19 protein-coding genes are annotated in these 25,178 nt (G+C 60.9%); 8 read left to right on the forward strand and 11 right to left on the reverse strand.

The genetic code is table 11. The features are described from left to right. Positions 1-135: 135 nt before the first annotated feature. From ppx to BN1134_RS05380, 3 genes are all read right to left on the reverse strand, one after another. Complete coding sequence (gene ppx, locus BN1134_RS05370; protein ID WP_042045743.1) at positions 136-1,626, reverse strand: exopolyphosphatase; 1,491 nt, start codon at positions 1,624-1,626, stop codon at positions 136-138. Further along, positions 1,616-3,688, reverse strand: coding sequence for a polyphosphate kinase 1 (ppk1, locus tag BN1134_RS05375; protein WP_042045744.1), 2,073 nt, complete (start codon positions 3,686-3,688; stop codon positions 1,616-1,618). The genes ppx and ppk1 overlap by 11 nt, the downstream gene beginning before the upstream one ends. A gap of 64 nt (positions 3,689-3,752) precedes the next feature. Then, a complete protein-coding gene (locus tag BN1134_RS05380; RefSeq protein WP_042045745.1) occupies positions 3,753-4,259 on the reverse strand; it encodes a glycine cleavage system transcriptional repressor in 507 nt (168 codons plus the stop codon). 209 nt (positions 4,260-4,468) lie between these two features. Here BN1134_RS05380 and BN1134_RS05385 point away from each other — a divergent pair, with 209 nt between their 5' ends. Beyond that, a complete protein-coding gene (locus BN1134_RS05385; protein WP_042045746.1) occupies positions 4,469-5,278 on the forward strand; it encodes a DUF2726 domain-containing protein in 810 nt (269 codons plus the stop codon). A 128-nt stretch (positions 5,279-5,406) separates the two neighbouring features. On the opposite strand, the gene glpK is transcribed toward BN1134_RS05385, so the two are convergent. Both glpK and BN1134_RS05395 read right to left on the reverse strand, forming a co-directional pair. Further along, positions 5,407-6,912 (reverse strand): glycerol kinase GlpK, encoded by a 1,506-nt coding sequence (gene glpK, locus BN1134_RS05390; RefSeq protein ID WP_042045839.1) that lies wholly within the window; start codon positions 6,910-6,912, stop codon positions 5,407-5,409. 33 nt (positions 6,913-6,945) lie between these two features. Then, positions 6,946-7,794: an MIP/aquaporin family protein gene (locus tag BN1134_RS05395; protein ID WP_042045748.1), complete on the reverse strand. Its 849-nt coding sequence runs from the start codon at positions 7,792-7,794 to the stop codon at positions 6,946-6,948. Positions 7,795-8,374: 580 nt separating this feature from the next. On the opposite strand from BN1134_RS05395, the gene BN1134_RS05400 reads away from it, so the two are divergent. The 4 genes from BN1134_RS05400 (at position 8,375) to tyrA (ending at position 13,389) form a co-directional block, all read left to right on the forward strand. Then, the gene (locus tag BN1134_RS05400; RefSeq protein WP_042045749.1) at positions 8,375-9,133 is read left to right on the forward strand and encodes a DeoR/GlpR family transcriptional regulator; all 759 of its coding nucleotides are present in this window, start codon (positions 8,375-8,377) and stop codon (positions 9,131-9,133) included. Positions 9,134-9,358: 225 nt separating this feature from the next. Next, the gene (glpD, locus tag BN1134_RS05405) at positions 9,359-10,846 is read left to right on the forward strand and encodes a glycerol-3-phosphate dehydrogenase (RefSeq protein ID WP_042045750.1); all 1,488 of its coding nucleotides are present in this window, start codon (positions 9,359-9,361) and stop codon (positions 10,844-10,846) included. 281 nt (positions 10,847-11,127) lie between these two features. Then, positions 11,128-12,204 (forward strand): 3-deoxy-7-phosphoheptulonate synthase, encoded by a 1,077-nt coding sequence (locus tag BN1134_RS05410; RefSeq protein ID WP_042045751.1) that lies wholly within the window; start codon positions 11,128-11,130, stop codon positions 12,202-12,204. Positions 12,205-12,261: 57 nt separating this feature from the next. Further along, positions 12,262-13,389, forward strand: a complete 1,128-nt coding sequence (tyrA, locus tag BN1134_RS05415) for a bifunctional chorismate mutase/prephenate dehydrogenase (RefSeq protein WP_042045840.1) — start codon at positions 12,262-12,264, stop codon at positions 13,387-13,389. A gap of 48 nt (positions 13,390-13,437) precedes the next feature. Here the strand turns inward: tyrA and hdfR are convergent, their stop codons facing one another. The 5 genes from hdfR to nagB form a co-directional block, all read right to left on the reverse strand. Continuing rightward, on the reverse strand, positions 13,438-14,325 hold the full coding sequence (gene hdfR, locus BN1134_RS05420; RefSeq protein ID WP_042045752.1) for an HTH-type transcriptional regulator HdfR: 888 nt from the start codon (positions 14,323-14,325) through the stop codon (positions 13,438-13,440). Beyond that, complete coding sequence (locus tag BN1134_RS05425) at positions 14,325-14,684, reverse strand: MaoP family protein (protein WP_042045754.1); 360 nt, start codon at positions 14,682-14,684, stop codon at positions 14,325-14,327. Before BN1134_RS05425 ends, hdfR begins: the two co-directional genes overlap by 1 nt. Positions 14,685-14,914: 230 nt before the next feature. Beyond that, positions 14,915-16,129 (reverse strand): DNA-binding transcriptional regulator NagC, encoded by a 1,215-nt coding sequence (nagC, locus tag BN1134_RS05430; protein WP_042045755.1) that lies wholly within the window; start codon positions 16,127-16,129, stop codon positions 14,915-14,917. 9 nt (positions 16,130-16,138) lie between these two features. Next, a complete protein-coding gene (gene nagA / locus BN1134_RS05435) occupies positions 16,139-17,281 on the reverse strand; it encodes an N-acetylglucosamine-6-phosphate deacetylase (RefSeq protein WP_042045756.1) in 1,143 nt (380 codons plus the stop codon). Between the two features lie 10 nt (positions 17,282-17,291). Then, positions 17,292-18,092, reverse strand: a complete 801-nt coding sequence (nagB, locus tag BN1134_RS05440) for a glucosamine-6-phosphate deaminase (protein ID WP_042045758.1) — start codon at positions 18,090-18,092, stop codon at positions 17,292-17,294. A 275-nt stretch (positions 18,093-18,367) separates the two neighbouring features. Between nagB and nagE the strand changes: the two genes are divergently transcribed. From nagE to glnS, 3 genes are all read left to right on the forward strand, one after another. Next, positions 18,368-19,825 (forward strand): N-acetylglucosamine-specific PTS transporter subunit IIBC, encoded by a 1,458-nt coding sequence (gene nagE, locus BN1134_RS05445; RefSeq protein WP_042045760.1) that lies wholly within the window; start codon positions 18,368-18,370, stop codon positions 19,823-19,825. 118 nt (positions 19,826-19,943) lie between these two features. Then, positions 19,944-22,610, forward strand: coding sequence for a beta-N-acetylhexosaminidase (locus tag BN1134_RS05450; RefSeq protein WP_042045762.1), 2,667 nt, complete (start codon positions 19,944-19,946; stop codon positions 22,608-22,610). Between the two features lie 284 nt (positions 22,611-22,894). After that, positions 22,895-24,556: a glutamine--tRNA ligase gene (gene glnS / locus BN1134_RS05455; RefSeq protein WP_042045763.1), complete on the forward strand. Its 1,662-nt coding sequence runs from the start codon at positions 22,895-22,897 to the stop codon at positions 24,554-24,556. Positions 24,557-24,673: 117 nt separating this feature from the next. Here the strand turns inward: glnS and fur are convergent, their stop codons facing one another. Continuing rightward, entirely contained in the window at positions 24,674-25,105 is a 432-nt protein-coding gene (fur, locus tag BN1134_RS05460; RefSeq protein ID WP_042045764.1) for a ferric iron uptake transcriptional regulator, read from the reverse strand. Between the last annotated feature and the right edge of the window lie 73 nt (positions 25,106-25,178).

Consider the following 25,178-nt stretch of genomic DNA (forward strand, 5'->3'; position numbering starts at 1 on the left):
AAAATTAGTAGTAAGACTGAATCGCCACCGGCCTTATCATCTACTTCGAGATTGCCAAGCTGGTGCTGCCCGAGTTGCAGTGATAAATGAAACGGGGCTGCACAGTGGCAGCCCCGTGTAGTGAGAGGTAAGTCATTACTGCGCACGCAGCTCCAGCGTCCAGCCCATCTCATGGCAGTAGCGCTGCTCTTTTTCCAGGTTCTGCATCAGCAGGCGATTGGCCTCGCACCACCCCTCCGGCAGCTCCAGTGTCATTCTGCTCTCAGCGGCGCTGGCGCGCAGGGAGGGCAGCAATTCATCCTGACGCCTGTGGTGCATGGCCACGGCCAGCCGCAGCAGACGGATGCAGCGCAGCACGCTCTGTTCGTCATGGCTCGGTAGCGCGGGCATGTCGTCCGGGCGCAGCGCCTTGCGTTGAAAGCGCACCAGTGCCGCCAGCAGGGTCTGATCTTCCTGGCTGAAGCCGGGCAGATCGGTGTGTTGCAGTATGTAGGCCGAGTGGCGGTGAATGCCGCTGTAGTTGATGGCAAGGCCAATCTCATGCAGCCGTGCCGCCCAGCCGAGCATGGCGCGGTAGGGCTCGCGCTCGAGCTGCCAATCATCGCGCAGCATGTCGAACAGGGTCAGGGCTGTCTCTTCCACCCGGCTCGCCTGGCGCACATCGATACGGTAGTGGCGGCTGAGGGCCAGGGTGGTGCGCTCGCGGATATCGTGGTGTTGCAGGCGCTCCTCGAATTCATAGAGCAACCCTTCACGCAGGGCGCCGTCCGAGTAGTCCATCCGCTCTATCTTGAGGGAGTGGAACAGGGCCAGCAGGATGGCGACGGCGGCGGCGAACACCTCGCGCCGCTCCTCCGGCAGGCCAGAGAGCTTGAGGTGGCTCACTTTCTTGCACTCGATCATCCGTTCTCTGAGCTGTTCGAGTGCCCCGAGGGTGATGCCCCCCTCCGAAAGCCCCTCTTGCAACAACACATCGTGCACGGCGCGGATGGAGCCCGAGCTGCCGAGACAGCCCTGCCAGCCGAGGGTGCGGTACTGCTCGAGGATGGGGTCGAGCTGGTGCTGGGCCTCCAGCATGGCGGCGGTAAATTGGCGCTCGCCAAGGCGACCATCGGCGAAAAATTGCTGGGTAAAGCTGACGCAGCCCATCTTGCGGCTGGTTAAGGCGGCGGGGGTGAATCCTTCCCCTATGATGAGCTCGGTGCTGCCACCACCGATGTCGATGACCAGCACCTGCCCCTCCACATGTTGGGTATGAGCGACCCCTTGATAGATGAGGCGGGCCTCCTCCTGACCGCTGATGATCTCGATGGGGTGGCGCAAGATCCGGCTGGCCTGCAACACAAAGTCACGGGCATTGCTGGCGCGGCGCAGGGTGTAGGTGCCGGCGATACGCACGTGATCGGGCCGAATGTTGGCCAGCCGCTCGGCAAACAGCGACAGGCAGGCGAGCCCGCGTGCCATGGCTGCCGGGCTCATCCGTTTTTGGGCATCCATCCCCTCGGCCAGGCGCACCCGCTCCTTGATGCGATCGACGATGCGAAAACGCCCCTCGCTGAGGTGGGCGATGATCATGTGAAAACTGTTGGATCCCAGATCCACAGCGGCATAGAGACTATTGTCCACCGCTCTTCTCCTCGGTCTGTTTGAGGTAGTCATAGATGGCGACCTGGCTGCGCAGCTTGCGGCGGTTGCCACGCTTGACATAGGCATTGCTCTGCTCGGCATCGATGACCCGCGCCTTGGTGGTGTCGTTCCACTGCAGATCCAGGATATCGAGGATGCGTTGCTTGAGCCGGTCGTCATAGATGGGGGTGCCCACCTCAATCCGGCCGTCGATGTTGCGGGTCATCCAGTCGGCGCTGGAGATGAACACCTGCTGTGCCCCCTTGTTGTGGAACACCATGACTCGCGGGTGCTCGAGGAAGCGGTCGATGATGCTGATCACCTTGATGTTCTCGCTCAGGCCGGGGATGCCGGGGCGCAGGGCGCACATGCCGCGGATGATCATCTGGATCGGCACTCCGGCCTGGCCGGCGGCATAGAGGCGGTTGATGAGATCCCGGTCCACCAGATTATTGATCTTGAGGAAGATCCCCGAGGGCTGCCCGGCCTTGGCGTTGGCCAGCTCGCTGTCTATCAAGCGAAACAGCTGGCGACGGCTGTTGATGGGGGAGACCAGCAGGTGGTTGAACTTGTAGCGGCGATAGGGGTACTCGATGTAGTCGAACACGTTCTCCACCTCGGCGGCGATCTCCGGGTGGCAGGTGATGAGGGAGAAGTCGGTGTAGATCTTGGCGGTGCGCTCGTTGAAGTTGCCGGTGCCGATGTGGGCATAGCGTACCGGCTCGCCGTTCTCCATCCGGGTGATGAGGCAGAGCTTGGAGTGGATCTTCAGGCTCGGCACCCCGAACACCACCCGCACCCCGGCATCGGTCAGGATGTTGGCCCAGTCGATGTTGGCGGCCTCGTCGAAACGGGCGCGCAGCTCGACCACCACGGTCACCTTCTTGCCGTTGTTGGCGGCGTCGATGAGGGAGTGGATGATGCGCGACTTCTTGGCCACCCGGTAGATGTTGATGCGAATGGCGGTGACCGCGGGGTCGAAGGCGGCCTGGCGCACCAGCTCGGTGAAATGGTGGAACTTGTGGTACGGGTAGTAGAGCAGGATGTCTTTTTGGCGGATGGCGTCGAAGGCATTGACGAAGCCATCAAAGTCGCGGCAATCGAGCGCCGGCAGTTTGGGGTTTTCCAGATAATCGCGGCCGACGTTGGGAAAGCCGATGAAATCCTTGAAGTTGTGATAGCGCCCGCCGGGGATGATGGCGTCGTATGAGCTGATCTGCAACTTGAGCTTGAGGAAGCTTATCATGGCTGCCGGCATCTCCCGCTCATAGACAAAGCGCACCGGCATGGCGGTGATGCGCTGCTTGAGGCCATCACTCATCTTGTCGACCAGGCTGAGATCCAGCTGATCCGAGAGGTCATACTCGGCGTCGCGGGTCAGTTTGACCGCATAGGCGGCAATCTCGTCGTAGTCGAAAAAGCCCTTGAAGATGGCGTCGAGATTGAGGCGGATGATGTTGTCGAGCAGGATAATCTGCTTTTTGCGGCGGGAGCCCTCCGGCGGCAGCTGAAAGAAGCGCGGCAGATCGTCGGTCGGCACCTCGACCAGGGCGTACTGGATCACCTGGCCCAGCTTCTTCATCTCGATAGCCAGATAGGTGCGCTCGTCTTTGAGAAAGCGCGCCGGGTTCACCTCCTTGCTCAGCAGTATGGGGGTGATGTGGCGCAGCACCTTCTCGCGAAAGAAGGTCTGCATCCAGCTGACCATAGTCTCAGAGAGCTGGTTTTCGTTGACCAGGAAGATATTGTGGCGGGCCAGTTGCAGCAGCAGCTCGCGGTAGGTGGCATCAAACGCCTCACCGAGGTTCAGCACCTTCTGCTGGATGGCGCGCAGCAGCACCTTGGCGGTTTCGTCGCCGCCGTGCTCTTCGTTGATGAGGATGCGGCGCTTGACCTCGGAGACGCGCACCTTGAAAAACTCGTCCTGATTGGAGGAGAAGATCCCGAGGAAGCGTATCCGCTCGATGAGCGGCACCGTCTTGTCCATCGCCTCCTGCAGTACTCGCTCATTAAATGAGAGCCAGCTGAGCTCCTTGTCTTCGTACAGCTTGTCAGTGCTCATGGTGTGCCTCTGTGATCCTTATTGGCTGCCCTTTATATGACGAAATGATGACAACCTGATGACGTCACCCGGCTTCGTCGATGTCGATCATCAGATCGTCGGAGAGGGATTCCAGTGCGGCGACCAGCTCCTCTTGGGTCATCCCCTGCGGCAGGGCCAGCAGGGCGTGAGCATAGAAGAGAGGCGCCCCGCTGTGGGCGGCGGCCTCGCAGCCGGTGCTGAGCTCCATCACGTTGACCGAAAGGCGGTGCAGGGCGGCAGAGAGCTCATGAACGATACCGGGGCGGTCGTTGGCGGTCAGGGTGATGAGCAGCTCGTGGTCGGGCAGGGCAACCTCGGCCCCCTCGACTAAGGTGATGCGCAGATCCGGCAGGGCATTGAGCGCTTGGTGCAGCGGTGCCACCGCCGCCTCGGGCAGGGTCACTTGCAGTATGCCGGCGAATTGGCCGGCCAGTTCGCTCATGGAGCTGGCCTGCCAGCTACCCCCCGCCGTGCTGACCGCTTCGGCAAGACTCTCCACTATTCCCGGGCGATCCGGTCCTATCACGGTGATAACCAGCTGTTTTTGCATCTGCTTCTCCTTGTCGTGCTCTTGTTCCATTGTGCCTGCGCCGCTGCCTCAGATGAAGCACCCGGGCGATAAATTCCCGGCGATGAAGCGGGGTGGCTTGGGTTGTATATAAAACAAACAGGCTGCGTCACCAACTGACATCCCTCTGGTGGCGTGCTAGAGTATCGCCCGTTTTTTTCAGCCCGAGAGTCGTGGGCGCAGGAGGAGTGATGGGCCTAGTCTGGTTGGCCGTCTTGATGCTGTTGGTGGCGGCCGTGTTGTGGTGGATGCGTCGTGGTGGTAACCCTTCCGATTACCGTCGTCAGGAGGGGGTGCTAGAGGTCGAGGAGCTGGCCCTGCTGGATGCGCTGGAAGAGGCTGTCGGTGAGTCGGCGCGGGTGTTGGCCAAGGTCAATCTGGCCAATGTGCTGATCCCTAACGACAAGCTCTCCAGCCGCAAGTGGCAGTTGGCCGCGGATGAATTGACCTGTTGGGATCTCGACTATCTCCTCATCGATCGGGAGGATGCTACCCCTCTGTGCGGTATCGTCATCGAAGAAGAGGAGGGCCATGAGCAGGACTTTCGCCGTGAGGCTTGCAAGGCGGCGGGATTGGCGCTGCTGGCGATTCCGCTGGCCGCGGAGTATGACGTCGATGCCCTGCACGAGCAGCTGCACTATTACCTGGAGCCGGAGCTGGGTCTTGAGGAGGAGGAGCCCGAGTTGCCGCCCCACCATGTGGACGAGCATCACCATGAGCGCGAATTTGGTGACGAGCCGACGCTGGGGGCCCTGATGCTCGATGGCGTCGAGACCGGTGGCCGGCGCGAGCCGACCTTCAATCCCGGCCTGATGACCGACGTGGAGGAGGAGCCGCGAGCCCCGCAGGTGAAGCGGATGCATGATACCTGCCCGCGCTGTGATGCACCCATGGTGGAGCGTCTGGCCCGCAAAGGGCCGCAGGCCGGTCACTACTTCATGACCTGCACCCGTTTCCCCGAGTGCCGTTATGCCACCCTGACCGACAAGCGCGCCGACTGAGCGGTGCCTACCGAGAGAAAGCCGGCCCTTTGGCCGGCTTTTCGTTGCTTGCCTCAACGCATGTCCGTGCTGGCATTGAGCAACAGCAAGGCCGGCAAATGCCGGCCTTTGTTACGCTGCGTGGATGATTACTCTTCTTCGATTGCCCAGTGGCGGGAGCGCTCGACGGCTTTTTGCCAGCCGCGATAGCGGCGGTCACGGTCGGCCTTGTCCATCTGCGGGATGAACTCGCGATCGACACTGAACTTGTCTTCCAGCTCGTCCGAACTCTTCCAGAAACCGACGGCGAGGCCGGCTAGGAAGGCGGCGCCCATGGCGGTGGTCTCGATGCGGGTTGGGCGCACCACAGGGGTGTGCATCATGTCGGACTGGAACTGCATCAGGAAGTCGTTGGCGACCGCGCCACCGTCCACCTTGAGGGCCGCCAGCTTGATGCCGGAGTCCTGCTGCATCGCGTCGAGCACGTCGCGGCTCTGGTAGGCGATGGATTCGAGCGCCGCACGGATGATGTGGTTGCGGTTGGCGCCGCGGGTCAGGCCGACCATGGTGCCACGGGCATACGGGTCCCAGTAGGGGGCACCCAGGCCGACGAAGGCCGGTACCAGATAGACGCCGTTGGTGTCGCCCACCTTGCTGGCGAAGTAGTCGGTGTCGCGGGCATCGTGGATGATTTTGAGCTCGTCACGCAGCCACTGGATGGTGGCGCCGCCCATGAAGACCGCCCCTTCCAGCGCATAGTTCACCTCGCCCTTCGGGCCGATGGCGACCGTGGTCAGCAGGCCGTTTTGCGAGCGAACCGGTTCGGTACCGGTGTTCATCAAGAGGAAGCAGCCGGTGCCGTAGGTATTCTTGGCCATCCCCTTCTCGAAGCAGAGCTGGCCGAACAGGGCCGACTGCTGGTCACCGGCGATGCCGGCGATGGGGATGCGGGTACCGCCGCCACGGGTGGTGTAGCCATAGACGGAGGAGGAGGGTTTGACCTCCGGCATCATGGACATGGGAATGCCGAGCTCATCGAGCAGCTTCTGATCCCACTTCAGATCGCGGATGTTGTAGAGCATGGTGCGCGAGGCGTTGGTCGGATCGGTGACGTGCACCTCGCCGTTGGTCATCTTCCACACCAGCCAGGTGTCGATGGTGCCAAACAGCAGCTCGCCCTTCATCGCCTTCTCGCGGGCCCCTTCCACGTTGTCGAGGATCCACTTCACCTTGGTGCCGGAGAAGTAGGCGTCCAGCACCAGGCCGGTGTTCTCGCGCACGTACTCTTCCAGGCCGCGCGCTTTGAGCTCTTCACAGATGGCGGCGGTGCGGCGGCACTGCCAGACAATGGCGTTATAGATGGGCTTGCCGGTGGCCTTCTCCCACACCACGGTCGTTTCACGCTGGTTGGTGATACCGATGGCGGCGATCTGCTCGCTGTGCAGGCCGCTTTTGGCCAGCACTTCGGTGAACACGGAGGACTGGGTGGCCCAGATCTCCATCGGGTCGTGCTCGACCCAGCCCGCCTTGGGGTAGTGCTGGGTGAATTCGCGCTGGGAGGTCGCGACGATGTTGGCGTCCTGATCGAAGACGATGGCACGGGAGGAGGTGGTTCCCTGATCCAGAGCGACGACGTATTTCTGTTGAGCGGTCATGATGTTCTCCACTTGGTCGGGTAGGGCCGCCACTTAAGCAGCGGCCTCTTTCTTATTGGACAGCTTGGCGGCCTCTTCGGTGGCCATGCGATTGCCGGGTACGCAGGGGGCCAGCACCTTCACATAGAGGGCGGCACCAGCCAGGGCACCGCAGATGGGCCCCATGATCGGCACCCAGAAGTAGGGGTTGGCGCGACCACCGGTGAGGGCGATATCGCCCCAGCCGGCGACAAAGGCAAACAGCTTGGGACCAAAGTCACGGGCCGGGTTCATGGCAAAGCCGGTGAGCGGGCCGAACGAAGCACCGATGACGGCGATCACCAGACCGATCAGCAGGGCGGCAGCAAAGCCCTTGGGGGCACCGTTGTTGTTGTCACCGATGGCGAGGATGGAGAGCATCAGCACGGCAGTGATGAAGAACTCGACAAAGAAGGCTTGCAGGTTGCTCAGCGCCGCATTCGGGTAGGTCGAGAAGGTGCCGGCCAGTGCCAGGCTCTCCTGGCTGCCACGCACCACGTTATGGGTGGTTTCCCACTCGGTGAACAGACCGCTGTAGAGGGCATAGACCAGGGCCGCCGCGGCAAAGGCGCCGGCAATCTGGGCCACGATGTAGGGCACCACCTTGCGCTTCTCAAAACCGCAGAAGGCGGCCAGTGCGAGGGTGACGGCCGGGTTGATGTGGGCGCCTGAGATACCGCCGGTCACATAGATGGCGATGGCACAGCCCACCCCCCAGGTGATCGAGATCTCCCACTGGCCAAAACTGGCGCCGGTCAATTTGAGGGCGGCAACACAACCCACGCCGAAGAAGATCAGCAGGGCGGTGCCGATGAACTCGGCGAACAGCTCGCCGGGCAGGGTATTCGGTCTTTGTATGCTCATAGTCTGTTCCTTGTATCCACCGTGAGGCGTGATTCCGTAAATCTGATGTTCTTTCTTGCCGACTTTCGACCCCGAAAGAGATGTTGCTTTTTTTATCACTCACGACGTTCGTGATGTTCGTTTTCGCTCGCTCAGGGATGGCGCAAAGATACTCCCATCTCTTGGCGGCTGTTAAATGCGGGCGCGACAAATTGTGCTCGAGATCGCACAATATGCTAAAAAAATGTGACCATCAGCAAAGAGTGCGAGCGATTTCAAGGGAAGGAATGGCTTGATTGGGCTTGTATGGGTCTTTTGTTTGTGGCGTTTTTTGTTCTTTTAGGTTCGAAATAGGGATGGTGTTGTCTTTTTGTGAGCATATTGTGCTCACAAAAACCATGTTAAGCCTGGGGGCTGAGTGAATGCGTTCGAGCTCGAACCCTTGGGGAGAGGAGATGGCCGCAGAGAAAAATGGGTTTGGCCCACCCGGTTAGCGTGTTGAAACGTGACCCTTCGCCTACCTGATCCCCCCCGGCTTGGGGTAGACTGCACGGGCCCCGCCATGCTGCGGGGCCTGTTTCGATCACACTGGAGGACCTAGGTGAAGCAAACGCAACGGCATCAGGAGATTCTGGATGTCCTCACCCGGCAGGGATTCGTCTCTACGGAAGACCTGGTGAGCCATTTTGACGTGAGCCCGCAGACCATTCGGCGCGACCTCAACGATCTGGCGGAGCAGAACAAGATCCGCCGCCATCACGGTGGCGCTTCACTGCATTCGAGCACGGTCAATACCGCCTACACCACCCGCAAGGTGATGCAGCTCAAAGAGAAGGAGCGCATTGCTCAGTCGGTGGCCGCCCACATTCCCGACGGCTCCTCGCTCTTTATCGATATCGGTACTACCACCGAAGCGGTGGCCCGCGCCCTGCTTGGGCACAGGGATCTGCGCATCGTCACCAACAACCTCAACGTGGCCAGCATTCTGACGGCCAAGGATGACTTCACCGTGATCATCGCCGGCGGCGAAATTCGCAATCGTGATGGTGGCATAGTGGGGGAGGCGACCCGCGACTTCATCGGTCAGTTCCGCATGGATTACGGGGTCATCGGTATCTCCGGCATCGATCTCGACGGTTCGCTGCTCGATTTCGATTATCACGAAGTGAAGATTGCCCAGGCCATCATTCAATACTCCAGAGAGGTGCTGCTGGCCGCCGATCACACCAAATTTGGCCGCAATGCCATGGTCAATCTGGGGCACATCAGCCAGATCCATGCCCTGTTTACCGATCAGGAGCCGCCGGAGAAGCTGACGAGCATCATGGCCAGCCACCAGATTGAGTACCACCTCTGTTAAAGCGTTGCAGGGGCTGACATCGTCTGGCCCCTGACACCCCATCCGTTTTTCTCCCCTCTCTTTTCCCTCCTTTACGGGTTATCGGAGTGTTGCCATCAGGCACACCCATATCCCATTTTGATCACACTTTTTTCATTTTATGTTCGTTTATTTTCTTTTTGTCTTCTAATATGCTCGAAATCGAGCGCTAAGGCGCACATAGCTATAAGAATGGAGAGGGTGAACATGAACGAGCATTATGATCTGGTCGTCATCGGTGGCGGCATCAACGGAGTGGGCATTGCCGCCGACGCGGCAGGGCGGGGATTGAAGGTGGCCCTGTTTGAAGCGTGCGATCTCGCCTCGGCCACCTCTTCCAATTCGAGCAAACTGATCCACGGTGGGTTGCGTTATCTCGAGCACTACGAGTTTCGACTGGTGAAAGAGGCGCTGGCCGAACGTGAAGTGCTGCTCGGCATGGCGCCCCACATCGCCAAGCCGATGCGTTTTCGTCTGCCGCACCGGCCACACTTGCGCCCGGCCTGGATGATCCGCGCCGGCCTCTTTCTTTATGACAACCTGGCCAAGCGCGATCGGCTCAAGGGGAGTGTTGGCCTGCGCTTTAGCGAGGGCGATGGCCTCAAGCGCGAGATCAGCAAGGGGTTTGAATACTCGGATGCCTGGGTCGATGACGCCCGGCTGGTGGTGCTCAATGCCATGCTGGCCCGGGACAAGGGGGCGCAGATCGAGACGCGCACCACCTGTGTCGATGCTCATCGCGAAGGCAAGCGCTGGCAGATCACCCTGGAGCGGGAAGGGGGGGAGCGTTTCACCGTCAGCGCGAACGCACTGGTCAATGCGGCCGGCCCCTGGGTCAAGCAGTTCTATGATGAGGGGCTGCATCAGCGCTCACCGCGCGGCATCCGCCTCATCAAGGGCAGTCACATGGTGGTGCCGCGCATCCACGAGCGCGAAGAGGCCTACATACTGCAAAACGAGGATCAGCGCATCGTCTTCGTCATCCCCTATCAGCAGGATTTCTCGCTGATCGGCACCACGGACGTGGAGCACAAGGGCAGTCCGCGCGAGGCACGCATGAGCCAGGCGGAGATCGACTACCTGTGCCAGGTGGTCAATGCCCATTTCACCCGCCAGATCAGCCCCGAGGAGGTGGTGTGGACCTACGCCGGGGTGCGTCCGCTGTGTGACGATGAGTCCGACTCGCCCCAGGCGGTGACCCGCGATTACACCCTGGAGGTGAGCGGGAGTGAGCAGGAGGCGCCATTGCTGTCGGTGTTTGGTGGCAAGCTCACCACCTATCGCAAGCTGGCCCAGGCGGCCTGCCACAAGTTGCAACCCTGGTTCTCGCAGATGGGCGGGGACTGGACTGCCACCACCCGGCTGCCGGGGGGGGAGTTTGATTGTCCGGTACGCGAGCTGGCGCTGGCCTTTAGCCTCGAATTTGAGTGGTTGGATGATCGCACCGCCCTGCGCATCGCCGAGGCGTATGGGGCCAGGGCCAGACTCTGGCTCGGTCAGCCGCGCGGTGAAGCGTTTGGTGCCGGTCTGTATGAGGCGGAGGTGCGCTACCTGATCGAGCAGGAGTGGGCGCGAACCCTGGAAGATATTCTCTGGCGTCGCAGCAAGCTGGGGCTGCGTCTGGATGAGCGGCAGCAGCAGTGTCTGGCCACCTGGTTGGAGCAGTATCTCCACGCCCTGCCAAGGGCGAGCTGATCCGGACGTTGAGCGTAAGACGGAGCCTACGGGCTCCGTTTTTATTACTTATCTACTGGATTGAATAGTTTACGAATTATTGATTTAGAGTTTGTTTGCCATGGAGCAAGAGCGCGAATTGCGCAAAAAAAGTGCAGTTGATGGCGTGATGTCACATTTTATCTTGCCTGATGATGCAGAGTTGGTAAGGTGAACTTCGGTTGCGTTGCCGTGAGCGAACTTTTGGTAAATTAAACTTTACAGTTGCCGCGGTGGTTTCATTGAGTAGAGAGAGTTCACCCATGCACAAAGATCCCTTGAACAACATTCATATCCAGTCCGAGCAGGTGATGATCACCCCGGCCGAGCTCAAACAGAAGTTGCCTATCTCCGAGCAGGCCCTGGCCTTCGTACAGGGGGCGCGCCAGACCATCTCCGACATCATTCATCGCCGAGACCATCGTCTGCTGGTGATCTGCGGCCCCTGCTCCATTCACGACATGGAGGCCGCCAAGGCGTACGCAACCCGCCTCAAGGCCTTACATGACGCTTACCGTGACTCTCTCTATATCGTGATGCGGGTCTATTTTGAGAAACCGCGAACCACCGTCGGCTGGAAGGGATTTATCAACGATCCCCATCTGGATGGCACCTTCGACGTGGAGCTGGGGCTGCACCGCGCCCGCGAGCTGCTGTGCTGGCTGGCCGAGCTGGAGTTGCCGCTGGCGACCGAGGCGCTCGATCCCATCAGTCCGCAATACTTGGCCGAGCTCTTCTCCTGGTCGGCGATCGGGGCGCGCACCACCGAGTCCCAGACTCATCGCGAGCTGGCCTCTGGCCTCTCCATGCCGGTCGGCTTTAAAAACGGCACCGACGGCAACCTCGGCACCGCCATCAACGCCATGCGTGCGGCCGCCATGCCGCACGCCTTCATGGGGATCAACCAGCAGGGCCAGGTGGCGCTGCTCCAGACCCAGGGCAACCCGGATGGTCACGTCATTTTGCGCGGTGGCAAGCACCCCAACTATGACTCGGTCAATGTCTCGTTGGCCGAAGAGGCGATGGAGGCGGCCGGTCTGCAACCTTGTCTGGTGGTCGATTGCAGCCACGGCAACTCCAACAAGGATTACCGGTTGCAGCCCAAGGTGGCCGACAACGTCATCCACCAGATCCAGGAGGGGAACCGCTCCATCATCGGCCTCATGCTCGAATCCCATCTGGAGGAGGGCAGCCAATCCTCCGAGCAGCCGCGCGAGTGCATGCGCTATGGCGTCTCCATCACCGATGCCTGCATCGGCTGGGATAGCACGGCCGAGCTGCTGGCGCGAGCCCACAAGGAGCTGGGGAGTGCGCTTGAGGCTCGACGGCAGCAGGCCTGACATTGAATAATCGACGGGCCGCCTCAAGGCGGCCCGCTTGCATGTAGAGAAGGGATGATGGCAAAAGAACTGGATGTCCTGCGGGACAAGATTGATGAAGTGGACCAAGAGCTGGTGACCTTGCTGGCCCGCCGGCTTGCATTGGTGGCCGAAGTGGGCGAGGTCAAGAGCCGTCACGGCCTGCCCATCTATGCCCCGGATCGCGAGGCGGCCATGCTAGCCCGTCGCCGCGAAGAGGCCGAGGCCAACGGTGTGCCGGGGGATCTCATCGAGGACGTGCTGCGCCGCATCATGCGCGAGTCCTATGCCAGTGAGAAAGACACTGGCTTTAAATGCATCAACCCATCACTGCGCCACGTGGTGGTGGTGGGCGGGCGTGGTGCGCTGGGCCGGTTGTTCGTCAATATGCTGCGTCTGTCCGGCTACCGGGTCGAGGTGCTGGAAAAAGAGGAGTGGGAGCGGGCCGATCACCTGCTGGCGGATGCCGGCATGGTGCTGGTGGCCGTGCCCATCGACGTGACCGAGGCGGTGATCGGCCAGCTGGGCCGCTTGCCGGAAGATTGCCTGCTGGTCGATCTCACCAGTACCAAGCAGGGGCCGCTCAACGCCATGTTGCAGGTGCATAACGGGCCTGTGCTCGGTCTGCACCCCATGTTCGGGCCGGATGTGGCAAGTTTTGCCAAGCAGGTCATCGTCTGCTGTACAGGGCGTCACCCCGAGGCGAGCGAGTGGTTGCGTCAGCAGATGACCATCTGGGGCGCGCGGCTGGTGCAGGTGAGCGCCGCTGAACACGACAGGGCCATGACCTTCATTCAGGCGCTGCGCCACTTCGCGACCTTTGCCTATGGCCGCCATCTGGCCGAGGAGCAGGCCGATCTTGAGCAGCTGCTCTCGTTGAGCTCCCCCATCTACCGCTTGGAGCTGGCCATGGTCGGGCGGCTGTTTGCCCAGGATCCGGCCCTCTACGCCGATATCATCCTCTCCTCACCGGAGAACCTGGCCATGATCCGCCGCTACTACGACGGCTTCGGTCGCTCGCTCGCCCTACTCGAGCAGGGGCAGCGGCAGGCGTTCGTGGCGTCGTTCAACGAGGTCGCTGACTACTTCGGCGAGCATGCCGGTCAGTTCCTGCGTGAGAGCAAGCAGCTGCTTGCCCAGGCCAACGATCGTCGCCATCTGGCCTAAGCCATAGGGCGAGCATAAAAAAAGAGGGCTGCGGCCCTCTTGTTGTTTTCAATCCTTGCTGGGGCCTGCCAGGCTGCTGCGCAGATCTTCCTCCAGCCAGCCAAGGGGCAGGCTTAAGAGCTCGTCGATGAGTTCGCGCCGCTCCGATTTCTCCAGATAGGCGAGATAGAGGGGGCGGGTGAGGGGCTGCGCCTCCTGAACCAGGTGCAGGCGCCCCTGCTCCAGGTAGGGGCCTACCATGCGCCGCGGCAGATAGGCCGCGCCGCCATTGCCGAGCAGGAAGTGCAGCGCCATGCTGGCCGAGCTCGAATGCAGCACCGGCGTCTTTTGCAGGCTTTGCAAGCGGGCCGGCTGTGGCTCGAAGCTGGTGCCCCAGTCGAGGTGGATATGGGGCATCTGGGCCAGCTGGTCGCTGCCCACATTCGGCTCCCGGCTCACCAGTTCAAATACCAGCTCACCGATGGGATGCAGGGCGATCTCGTCGATCTTGGTCGGCTCGGAGAGCAGGGCCAAATCGAGGGAGCGCTCCAGCAACTGACGGCAGAGGTGCTCGCGTGAGGCGGTCTCGAGGCGCACCGCAAGGCCGGGGGCCAGGGCGTAGATGTGGCCCAGCCAATCATTGAAATCGAGCTCCCAGAACACAGGGGGCGCCCCGATGGCCAGCTGCTGGCTAAAGCCGGGGGAGAGGGCCACATCCTGCTTGGCGCGTCCCAGGGTGTGCAAGATGGCGTCAGCATAGGGGAGCAGTCGCTCGCCAGATGCGGTGAGGCGGATGTTATTGCGATGCCGCGCAAACAGGCTCACCCCTAGCTGCTGCTCCAGTTGGCGGATGCGAAAGCTGACCGCCGACTGGGTAAGGTAGAGATTCTCAGCTGCCCGGCCAAAGTGCCGGGTCTTGCTGACCTCGATAAAGGTCCGAAGCAGTTCGGTATCCATTAATCGAGCGACTCGTCGCCGCCGCCACCACCACCGTTGCCGCTATCAAAGCTGTTGCTCTCTTCCGCGCCACCGGCCACGGTGCACAGGCGGTGCACCCGCTTGGGACCGATCACCTTCAGGTATTTGAACCACACCTTGGCGTGAGGGTTGCCACCCGCTTCGCCCGATTTCACCTGAGCGATAAAGGCGGCCTCCACCTCATCACGAGGCTCCATGGCGCCCTGATAGAGAGCCAGCATGGCGGTACCAAATTTTTCGAGGCTGTCGGCCTCGGCAACAGTGAACTCGCCGCTGCGACGAAGACCACGTGGGAAATGTTTGAAGTCGTTGAAACGCTTATCAGATTCGAAGCTCATAAGTGATCTTTTTACTGGTTATGGATGCCTTCGCGGGCAAGTATCATCAGGCACGGCGATAGTGCAAAATCAATTTGCTCGCCATGTTAATGAAAATTTTTTATCGAAACACCGGGGATGCGAAAAAATTTCTGTTAATCGCGATGACGCGAAAAATAGAAGGGGCTGGAATCGTGATTTAAGGGGGAAAAGGGGGCTGACGAGCTCGCGACGGCGAGCCCGTCACAGCATTACTTCTGCTCCATGATGATCTGCAGCAGATCGCCCTCCAGCAAGGCCCGTTTGACCAAGGCAACCCCGCCGATGGTGGGCTGATTCTGGAAGCGGGCTCTGACGATGGGCAGGCCACGGTGAAAGCTAGGCAGGGACTGGTGCTCGACGCAGCGACGAATAGCGGGCATCAGGATCTCTTCGGCCACGGTGATCTCACCGGCCAGCAGCACTTTTTGCGGGTTGAACAGGTTGACCGTGATGGCGATGGCCCGCCCCAGATGCTCGCCCACATTTTCAAGCACGCTGCGCGCCAGCTCGTCCCCGGCCAGCGCGGCCTTACACACCTCTTCAATGGTGATGTGCTTGTCTTGCAGCCGGCTCTGGTGACCGCGGCTGATGAGCTCTTTCACCTGATCGATGATGGCCTCGTTGGAGGCGATGGTCTCGAGACAGCCGAAGTTACCGCAGTGGCAGCGTTTGCCGAGCGGGGCGACCTGGATGTGACCAATCTCGCCCACGTTGCGGTTTTGACCAAGAAACACCTGTCCCTTGGTGATGATCCCCGAGCCCGTCCCCTGGTGCACGCTCACCAGGATCGAGTCCATGCAATCGCGCGACTCACCGAAGAAGTGCTCGGCCAGTGCCAGCGAGCGGGTGTCATTGCCCACGTAGCAGGGGAGATTGAAGTGGTTCTCCAGCAGCTTGGCCAGCGGCAGGTTGCGGATCTGGTACTTGGGGGTGTAGATGACCATGCCGGTCTCGGGATTGACCAGACCCGGCATGATGAGCGCGATGGCGATGAGCTGGCGGTAGCGTTCACGATTCTGATCGATGAAGGCGCCAATCTCGCGCAGCAGCATGTCCACCACCGGCTGCTGGTCGATCTCGGTCACCTGGATGATGTGGTCATCGAGTGACTTGCCGTCGAGATCATACAAGGAGAGGTGCAGGTAGCCGCGGCCCAGCTTGGCCGACACGAAGTGAAAGCGGCTCTTGATGGTGTTGAGCGAGATGGCGCGGCGTCCCCCGGTGGAGGCCTGGGGGGCGCTCTCTCGGATCAGCCCGTGCTCAATGAGTTGACGGGTGATTTTGGTGACGCTGGCGGGAGCCAGATGGCTCAGTTCTGCTATCTTGACCCGCGAGATGGGGCCTTGCTGGTCAATCAGCCGGTATACGGCCGCACTGTTGACCTGCTTGATGAGATCTACGTTCGCTATTTGTCCGCCAGTCATCGTGTCTGCTTATTGGTTGTAGTGTCCGTTAACCACGGTCCCACGGACCGTGAAGTCCTGATCGAAGACAGTGAGGTTGGCTACCTTGCCGACCTGGATACTACCGAGACGCGAGTCCCATCCAATGGCCCGGGCAGGATAGAGGGTGGCCATACGCAGCGCCTCATCCAGCGGCAACCCGACCTGTTTCACCAGGTTTTCGACCCCCTCGATCATGGTGAGGGCCGAGCCGCCGAGTGTACCATTTTCGTCGACACACTGACCATCGCGGTAATAGACGGTTGCGCCACAAAAATCGAACTGATCGAAGCCTGCCGGGGCCCCGGCCGGGGCGGTGGCGTCGGTCACCAGCACCAGACGTTCACCGAGGATCTTGTGGGCTAGGCGCACGTTGGCCCAGTGCACGTGGTGACCGTCGACGATGATGCCGGCATAGACGTCGGGGCGATCGTAAATCGCGCCGACCACACCGGGCTCGCGGCCGTTGATGGTCGGGGTCATGGCGTTGTAGAGGTGGGTGGCGAAACGAATGCCGCAATCAAACCCCTGCATTGCCTGATCGTAACTGGCGGCGGTATGGCCGGCCGAGACCAGGATACCGGCCTCCACCAGACGGCGAATGTGGGCGGGGTCGTTACGCTCCGGGGCCAGGGTGATTTTACCGATGGCCTCATGATTGGCGCAGAAGAAGTCGATCATCTCATCGGCAGGCTGGCGGATCTGCTCGGCCGGATGGATCCCCTTGCGCTTGACATTGGTGTAGGGGCCTTCGAGATGGACACCGAGCACCTCGTTGGGGTGGGCGGCCATGTAGTCACGGGTTACCATGACGGCCCGCTTCATGTCCTCATCCGGGCTGGTGATGAGAGTTGGCAGGAAACTAGTGGTGCCTGATTTCAGGTTAGCCGCCTGCATGGTGGCCAGGGTCTCGACCGTGATGGCGTCATTGAACATGACTCCGCCGCAGCCGTTGAGCTGCACGTCGATGAAGCCGGCGCTCAGGTTGGCGCCGTGCAGGTCGTGGCGGGGCAGATCAGCCGGGATCGCCTCTTGTTCGACGATGGCGGCAATCTTGTCGCCATCGATCAGCAGGGCATGGCCGGTGAGGATCGCCTCACCGGTGTAGAGAGTGCAGTTGTGCAGTGCGTACATGGCGTTCTCCTTACAGGCGGCCGATGTTAGCAGCTTCCAGCTCCTGGAAGTAACGCACCGTCTTGACCTTGAGTTCCATGGTGGAGGGCTCGTCACAGACCACGATGCCCTTGGGGTGCAGTTGCAAGGTGGAGATAGTCCACATGTGATTGACGCAGCCCTCGACGGCGGCCTGTAGGGCCAGCGCCTTACCATGGCCGGTCACCAAGATCATGATCTCTTCGGCATCCATCAGGGTGCCCACGCCCACGGTCAGCGCCAGCTTGGGAACCTGATTGATGTCGCCATCGAAGAAACGGGAGTTGGCGATGCGGGTGTCCTCGGTCAGGGTCTTGAGGCGGGTGCGTGAGGCGAGGGAGGAGGCCGGCTCATTGAAGGCGATGTGGCCGTCGTTGCCGACGCCGCCCATGAACAGGTGGATCTTGCCGTAGGACTTGATCTTCTCCTCGTAGCGCTGGCACTCGGCCAGCAGATCCTCGGCATTGCCGTTGAGAATGTTGATGTTCTCGGGGCGGATGTCGATGTGGTTGAAGAAGTTGTTGTACATGAAGCTGTGGTAGCTCTGCGGGTGATCTTCCGGCAGGCCGACATACTCGTCCATGTTGAAGGTGACCACGTGCTCGAAGCTCACCTCGCCCGCCTGATGCAGCTCGATCAGCCGCTTGTAGGTCGAGAGCGGCGTGCCGCCGGTCGGCAGACCCAGCACGAACGGACGATCGCGGGTCGGCTTGAAGGCATTGATGCGATCGACAATGTAACGGGCAGACCACAGACCGACTTGGCTGGCGGACTTCAACGGGATCAGACGCATGGGATACCTCTCTGGTCAGGTGCCGGGTGAACCCTGGCATGGAATCGGAATCGTAAGTTGTTTCATAGCGTAAATAAAGATTCCGACATGTGCCACACAATTTGCTCATCCATATGTCATTTGGGTGATAATGATCACGAAAGATGGTTTATTAATTTGCAGGGCGAAATAAAAGACATAGACTGAAAATCAAGCCAATAGGCTTATGCAAAGGCAAGTCTAAAGCACTTATTTTGAAACAAGAATTCAAACTAGCACTATAAGGAGAGGGAGCCGTGAACATTCTCGGTTATTTGCAAAAAATCGGCCGCGCGCTGATGGTACCGGTGGCAGTACTACCCGCCGCCGCCATCCTGATGGGGATTGGCTACTGGATTGACCCGAATGGCTGGGGCGGTGGTAGCCCGGTTGCCGCCTTCCTGATCAAGGCAGGGGCCGCCATCATCGACAGCATGCCTGTGCTGTTCGCGGTCGGTGTTGCCTACGGCATGTCCAAGGATAAGGACGGCGCTGCGGCCCTGGCGGGCCTGGTGGGCTTCCTGGTGGTCACGACCCTGTTGAGCCCGGGCGCCGTGGCCCAGATCAAGGGGATCCCGGCCGATCAGGTGCCTGCCGCCTTTGCCAAGATCAGCAACCAGTTTGTCGGCATTCTGTGCGGTGTCATCGCTGCCGAGCTGTATAACCGCTTCAGCAGCGTTGAGCTGCACAAGGCGCTGGCCTTCTTCTCGGGCCGCCGTCTGGTGCCGATCGTGACCTCTGTGGTGATGATCGTCGTCTCCTTCATTCTGATGGCGGTATGGCCGGTCATTTACGGTGGTCTGGTGAGCTTTGGCGAGTCCATCGTCAACCTGGGCTCCGCCGGCGCCGGCATCTACGCCTTCTTCAACCGTCTGCTGATCCCGGTCGGCCTGCACCACGCCCTGAACTCGGTGTTCTGGTTCGACGTGGCCGGTATCAACGACATCCCGAACTTCCTCGGTGGTCAATCGTCCATCGACGCGGGTAAAGCCGTGGTGGGTGTAACCGGTATGTATCAGGCCGGCTTCTTCCCCATCATGATGTTCGGTCTGCCGGGTGCGGCGCTGGCCATCTACCACGCGGCCAAGAAAGAGAACAAAGAGAAAGTGGCGTCCATCATGATCGCCGCCGCCTTTGCCGCCTTCTTTACCGGTGTCACCGAGCCGCTCGAGTTCTCCTTTATGTTCGTGGCGCCCGTGCTGTATGTCATTCACGCCCTGCTGACCGGCCTGTCTGTCTTCATCGCCGCCAGCATGCAGTGGATCGCCGGTTTCGGCTTCAGCGCCGGTCTGGTGGATATGGTGCTCTCCAGCCGCAACCCGCTGGCCGTCCACTGGTACATGCTGCTGGTACAGGGCCTGGTCTTCTTCGGCCTCTACTACGTGGTGTTCCGCGCCGTGATCGCCAAGTTCAACCTCAAGACCCCGGGTCGTGAGGATGACGAAGCCGCTTCGGTGGTCACCAACCAGCCGACCGACAAGACCGAGCTGGCCCGTCAATACCTCGAGGTGCTGGGGGGTCACGACAACCTGGTCACCATCGACGCCTGCATCACCCGTCTGCGCCTGACCATGAAGGATCGCAGCATCGTCGACGAGCGCAAGCTCAAGGCCCTCGGTGCCGCCGGTGTGGTCAAGCTCGGCGAGCAGAACCTGCAAGTGATTCTGGGCCCCTTGGCCGAGATCATCGCCGGTGAAATGAAGTCCCTGCGTTAACCCGGCGCCTGTCGCCACAAGACTAAGTCCATTGTTGACATAAATAAGGGCCCCGCCTGGGGCCCCATATAACAAGCCAAGAACCATCCAACCTTTACTTCAAACGAGAGCAGCAGCTATGAACTTGAAACAGTCACTGTTAGCCATTGCCATGTCTTCCGCTTTTGTCGCCCACGTCCAGGCCGCCGATGCCGCCAAGCAGGCCGTGGTCGACTCGCTTGCCAACAATCTGCTGGTGAAATACGAAGTGGTCACCAATGACGGCGCCGGTGCCGGCATCGATTGCCAGGCACTCGGCTCCGAGTGGACCAGTTGCGGCGTTGCCAAGCTGCACCTGACCAACCAGGGGACCAGCGTCGACAGCAAGGAGTGGGAGCTCTACATCCACTCCATCCGCCGGATCCAGCGGGTCGACAACGAGCAGTTCACCATCACTCACCTGACCGGCGATCTCTATCGCCTGACCCCGACCGACAAGTTCCAGGGCTTTGCCAAGGATGCCACGGTCGAGGTGCCGCTGGTGGTGGAGTACTGGGTGTTGTTCGAATCTGACATCATGCCGAACTGGTACATCTCTGCCGAGGGCGCCGAGCCCAAGGTGATCGCCAGCATGAGCGACATCAATGATGCCACCCGCTACGAGAAGCCGATGCCGGCCGATGGCTGGAAGCGCACCAAGGATGACAACAACATCCTGATGAACAGCGAGACCCGCTTCGCGGCCAACCAGACCAGCGCCCTGCTGCCGGCGGCCAAGATCGCCAACCAGATAGTGCCGACCCCGCTCAAGCAGGAGATCAAGGCCGGCGCACCGGTGGATCTCTCCAGCATCAAGCTCGATGCGCTGGATCTCCCCTCCGATCGTGCCGAAGCCCTCAAGGCCGAGCTGACCCGCCTGGGTGTCACCCTCTCCGACACCGGCTATCCGGTCTCCATCAAGCTCGGCAGCAAGGTCAAGCAGGCCGAAGGGTACGATATGACCATTGGCCAGCAGGGCACGGTGATCCGTGGTCACGACGTGGCGGGGGCCTTCTGGGGCGCCCAGTCGCTGCTCTCTTTGCTCGGGGTCGACAACAAGCAGGTCTCCCCGATGCGTGTCGAGGATGCGCCGCGCTTTGAATACCGCGGCATGCAGACCGACGTGGCCCGTCACTTCAGAAGCGCCGAGACCATGAAGAAGCTGGTCGATCAGATGGCCGCCATGAAGCTCAACGTGCTGCATCTGGGCCTGACCAACGATGAGGGCTGGCGTATCGAGATCCCGGGTCTGCCCGAGCTGACCGAGGTGGGCAGCAAGCGCTGCCACGATCTCAGCGAGACCCAGTGCCTGCTGCCGCAGCTGGGCTCCGGCCCGACCAGCGACAACATGGGCACCGGTTTTTACAGCAAGGCCGACTACATCGAGCTGGTGCGCTACGCCAAGGCGCGCGGCGTGACCGTGATCCCCGAGATCAACATGCCGGCCCACGCCCGTGCCGCCGTGGTCTCCATGGAGGCGCGCTACAAGCGGCTGCTGGCCGAGGGCAAGGAGGACGAGGCACTCAAGTTCCGTCTGACCGACCCGCAGGACACCTCCAACGTCACCTCGGTGCAGTTCTACGACAAGATGTCCTTCATCAACCCCTGCCAGCCGGGCGCCGCCAACTTCGTGGCCAAGGTGATGGAAGAGGTGGCCCAGATGCACCAGGCTGCCGGTCAGCCGCTGACCGCCTGGCACTACGGTGGTGACGAAGCCAAGAACATCATGCTGGGGGGCGGCTATCAGGACCCGGCCGTCACCAAGAAGGAAGAGCTGGTGGGCTGGCGCGGCAACACCGACTGGAGCAAGCAGGACAAGCCGTTTGGCAAGTCCCCTGTGTGCCAGAAGATGATCGCCGATGGCAAGATCAAGGACGTGGCCGAGCTGCCGGTCTACTTCGCCAAGGAGGTGAGCGAACTGGTCAAGGGTCATGGCTTTGACACCCTGCAAGCCTGGGAAGATGGCCTGAAGTACGCCAAGGACGCCAGCGTCTTTGCCACCGCCAACACCCGCGTCAACTTCTGGGAGACCCTCTACTGGGGTGGCTTCAACGAGGCGATGAAGTGGGCCCACAACGGCTATGAAGTGGTGCTCTCGAACCCGGACTACCTCTACTTCGACTTCCCGAACGAGGTTCACCCGGCCGAGCGCGGCTACTACTGGGCTACCCGCTTCAACGACACCCGCAAGGTGTTCGCCTTCGCCCCGGAGAACCTGCCGCAGAACGCCGAGACCTCGGTTGACCGCGACGGTAACGCCTTCGTGGCCAAGGGTGACCAGGAGCCGGTCAAGTTCAAGGGGATCTCCGGCCAGCAGTGGAGTGAGACCATCCGCACCGATGCGCAGTACGAGTACATGGTCTATCCGCGCATCTTCTCCCTGGCTGAGCGTGCCTGGCACAAGGGGAGCTTCGAGCTGCCTTACGTGAAGGGGCGCGAGTTCTCCGGCGAGACCAAGCACGTCAACAAGGCGGCGCTCAACCAGGAGTGGAACCGCTTTGCCAACGTACTGGGCCAGCGCGTGCTGCCCAAGCTGGATCAGGCCGGGGTCGAGTATCGCCTCTCCGTGCCGGGGGCCCGCGTCGTCGGTGGCGTGCTGGAGGCTAACGTCGATCTGCCGGGTCTGCCGATCCAGTACAGCTTGGATGGCAAGCGCTGGAGCGCCTATGACGCCGCCGCCAAGCCGCAAGTGAGCGGTAAGGTCTACCTGCGCACCGTCAGCTTCGATGGCAAGCGGGTGAGCCGTGTTACCGAGGTGAACGGCTAACCGTTCGTGATACCGGGAGGGTCGGTTGGCCCTCCCTCCTTGGGCAAGGGGTTGGAGCCGCGACCCCTTGCCCAAGGGGGCCTACTGACTTCCTTGACGTTGTGTGTTGTGCTCATATTGTTATCAATGGGTTACCCGCGCTTAGGCGCGGGTTTTTTTATCGATGACGGGCACATGGGACAGAAATAGCGGTTGAGCGCAGGGGCTGAATGGTGGATCATATTCGGCTTGATGTCGGGTGTGGCGCTGGCCGCCCCGCGATGTACGACTTTTGAGGTGAGCCCATGACTCAGGCTAGCAGCCCAACCAACTTTATCCGCCAAATCATCGACGAGGATCTGGCCAGCGGTAAGCACAGCAGTGTGCATACCCGCTTCCCGCCGGAGCCTAACGGCTATCTGCACATCGGCCACGCCAAGTCCATCTGCCTGAACTTCGGCATCGCCCGCGACTATCAGGGCCAGTGCAACCTGCGCTTCGACGACACCAACCCGGTGAAAGAAGACATCGAGTATGTCGAGTCCATCAAGCGTGATGTGCAGTGGCTCGGTTTCCAGTGGAACGGCGAGGTGTGCTACTCCTCCGACTATTTTGACAAGCTGCACGGCTACGCCATCGAGCTTATCGAGAAGGGGCTGGCCTATGTGGACGAGCTGACCCCGGAGCAGATGCGCGAGTACCGCGGCACCCTGACCGAGCCGGGCAAGAACAGCCCGTTTCGCGAGCGCTCGGTCGACGAGAACCTGGCCCTGTTCGAGAAGATGAAGAACGGCGAGTTCGCCGAGGGTACCGCCTGCCTGCGCGCCAAGATCGACATGGCTTCCCCTTTCATGGTGATGCGCGATCCGGTGATCTATCGCATCAAGTTTGCCCACCACCACCAGACCGGTGACAAGTGGTGCATCTACCCCATGTACGACTTCACCCACTGCATCTCCGATGCGCTGGAGGGGATCACCCACTCCCTGTGCACCCTGGAGTTCCAGGACAACCGCCGTCTTTATGACTGGGTGCTGGACAACATCAGCATCGAGTGCCACCCGCGTCAGTACGAGTTCTCCCGTCTGAATCTCGAATACACCGTCATGTCCAAGCGCAAGCTGAACCAGCTGGTGACCGAGAAGCACGTGGAAGGGTGGGACGATCCGCGCATGCTGACCGTCTCCGGCCTGCGTCGCCGCGGTTACACCCCGGCGGCCATCCGCGAGTTCTGCCTGCGTATCGGCGTCACCAAGCAGGACAACATCGTCGAGATGGGGATGCTGGAGGCTTGCATCCGTGACGATCTCAACGAGAACGCCCCGCGCGCCATGGCGGTATTGAATCCGGTCAAGGTGGTGATCGAGAACCTGGATCACGATGAGACCCTGACGGCGCCGGCACACCCGAACAAGCCCGAGATGGGCTCCCGCGAACTCCATTTCGGCCGCGAGATCTTCATCGATCAGGCTGATTTTCGCGAAGAGGCCAACAAGCAGTTCAAGCGTCTGGTGCTGGGCAAGGAGGTGCGCCTGCGCAACGCCTACGTCATCAAGGCCGAGCGGGTCGAGAAGGATGCCGAAGGCAAGGTTACCTGCATCTACTGCTCCTACGATGCCGACACCCTGGGCAAGGACCCGGCCGATGGTCGCAAGGTGAAGGGGGTGATCCACTGGGTCAGCGCTACCACCTCGCTGCCGGCGGAGATCCGCCTCTACGATCGTCTGTTCAAGGTGCCGAACCCGGGCGCCGAAGAGGACTTCGAGGCGGCCCTGAATCCGGAATCCCTGGTGATCATCGAGGGGGCCCGTGTCGAGGCGTCGCTCAAGGAGGCCAAGCCGGAGTTTGCCTACCAGTTCGAGCGCGAAGGCTACTTCTGCGCCGACAACAAGCTCTCCAGCGCCGACCATCTGGTGTTCAACCGCACCGTGGCGCTGCGCGACTCTTGGGGCAAGGTGGAAGGCTAAGTCAGCCTGATGCGAAACAAGGCGGGGTGACCCGCCTTTTTGCTGCCCGTTTGGCAGGAAGGCCAGATAGCAAAAAGCCAGCCCTGGGGCTGGCTTTTCTGATGGGGTCGGCCGGACTCAGTCGTCGGCGTGGGCGCAAGTCCCGTCGGCACAGTGACCATACAGATAGAGGCTGTGATTGGTCAGACGGATGTTGTGCTTCTTGGCGATCTCGCTCTGGCGCTGCTCAATAACGTCATCGGAGAATTCGATCACCTTGCCACAGTCGAGGCACACCAGGTGGTCGTGATGCTCCTGGCTGGAGAGCTCAAACACCGACTTGCCGCCCTCAAAGTGGTGACGGGTGACGATGCCGGCGTCGTCAAACTGGTTGAGAACGCGATACACGGTGGCCAGACCAATCTCTTCACCTTGGTCGATCAGGCGCTTGTAGAGTTCTTCGGCGCTGGTGTGGTGGCACTCCGGCTGCTGCAGGATTTCCAGGATCTTGACGCGGGGAAGGGTGACCTTGAGCCCGGCCTTTTTCAACGCTTGGTTATTGTCAGCCATAGTATTAGTTATTCGCATTCTCTGTGGTGGGGCTATTCTGATTGACTGCCACGCGAATGGCAACCTCGAACTG

The sequence above is a fragment of the Aeromonas simiae genome, assembly GCF_000820125.1.
GTDB lineage: Bacteria > Pseudomonadota > Gammaproteobacteria > Enterobacterales > Aeromonadaceae > Aeromonas > Aeromonas simiae.

What these genes read in the sequence shown, in the direction of transcription:
- tyrA (WP_042045840.1), top strand. Translation starts at nt 12,262, where the DNA reads ATGGCAAAAGAACTGGATGTCCTGCGGGACAAGATTGATGAAGTGGAC.
- BN1134_RS05395 (WP_042045748.1), bottom strand. Translation starts at nt 7,794, where the DNA reads ATGAGCATACAAAGACCGAATACCCTGCCCGGCGAGCTGTTCGCCGAG.
- glpD (WP_042045750.1), top strand. Translation starts at nt 9,359, where the DNA reads ATGAACGAGCATTATGATCTGGTCGTCATCGGTGGCGGCATCAACGGA.
- glpK (WP_042045839.1), bottom strand. Translation starts at nt 6,912, where the DNA reads ATGACCGCTCAACAGAAATACGTCGTCGCTCTGGATCAGGGAACCACC.
- BN1134_RS05385 (WP_042045746.1), top strand. Translation starts at nt 4,469, where the DNA reads ATGGGCCTAGTCTGGTTGGCCGTCTTGATGCTGTTGGTGGCGGCCGTG.
- glnS (WP_042045763.1), top strand. Translation starts at nt 22,895, where the DNA reads ATGACTCAGGCTAGCAGCCCAACCAACTTTATCCGCCAAATCATCGAC.
- hdfR (WP_042045752.1), bottom strand. Translation starts at nt 14,325, where the DNA reads ATGGATACCGAACTGCTTCGGACCTTTATCGAGGTCAGCAAGACCCGG.
- BN1134_RS05410 (WP_042045751.1), top strand. Translation starts at nt 11,128, where the DNA reads ATGCACAAAGATCCCTTGAACAACATTCATATCCAGTCCGAGCAGGTG.
- fur (WP_042045764.1), bottom strand. Translation starts at nt 25,105, where the DNA reads ATGGCTGACAATAACCAAGCGTTGAAAAAGGCCGGGCTCAAGGTCACC.
- BN1134_RS05380 (WP_042045745.1), bottom strand. Translation starts at nt 4,259, where the DNA reads ATGCAAAAACAGCTGGTTATCACCGTGATAGGACCGGATCGCCCGGGA.
- BN1134_RS05425 (WP_042045754.1), bottom strand. Translation starts at nt 14,684, where the DNA reads ATGAGCTTCGAATCTGATAAGCGTTTCAACGACTTCAAACATTTCCCA.
- BN1134_RS05450 (WP_042045762.1), top strand. Translation starts at nt 19,944, where the DNA reads ATGAACTTGAAACAGTCACTGTTAGCCATTGCCATGTCTTCCGCTTTT.
- nagB (WP_042045758.1), bottom strand. Translation starts at nt 18,092, where the DNA reads ATGCGTCTGATCCCGTTGAAGTCCGCCAGCCAAGTCGGTCTGTGGTCT.
- nagC (WP_042045755.1), bottom strand. Translation starts at nt 16,129, where the DNA reads ATGACTGGCGGACAAATAGCGAACGTAGATCTCATCAAGCAGGTCAAC.
- ppk1 (WP_042045744.1), bottom strand. Translation starts at nt 3,688, where the DNA reads ATGAGCACTGACAAGCTGTACGAAGACAAGGAGCTCAGCTGGCTCTCA.
- nagA (WP_042045756.1), bottom strand. Translation starts at nt 17,281, where the DNA reads ATGTACGCACTGCACAACTGCACTCTCTACACCGGTGAGGCGATCCTC.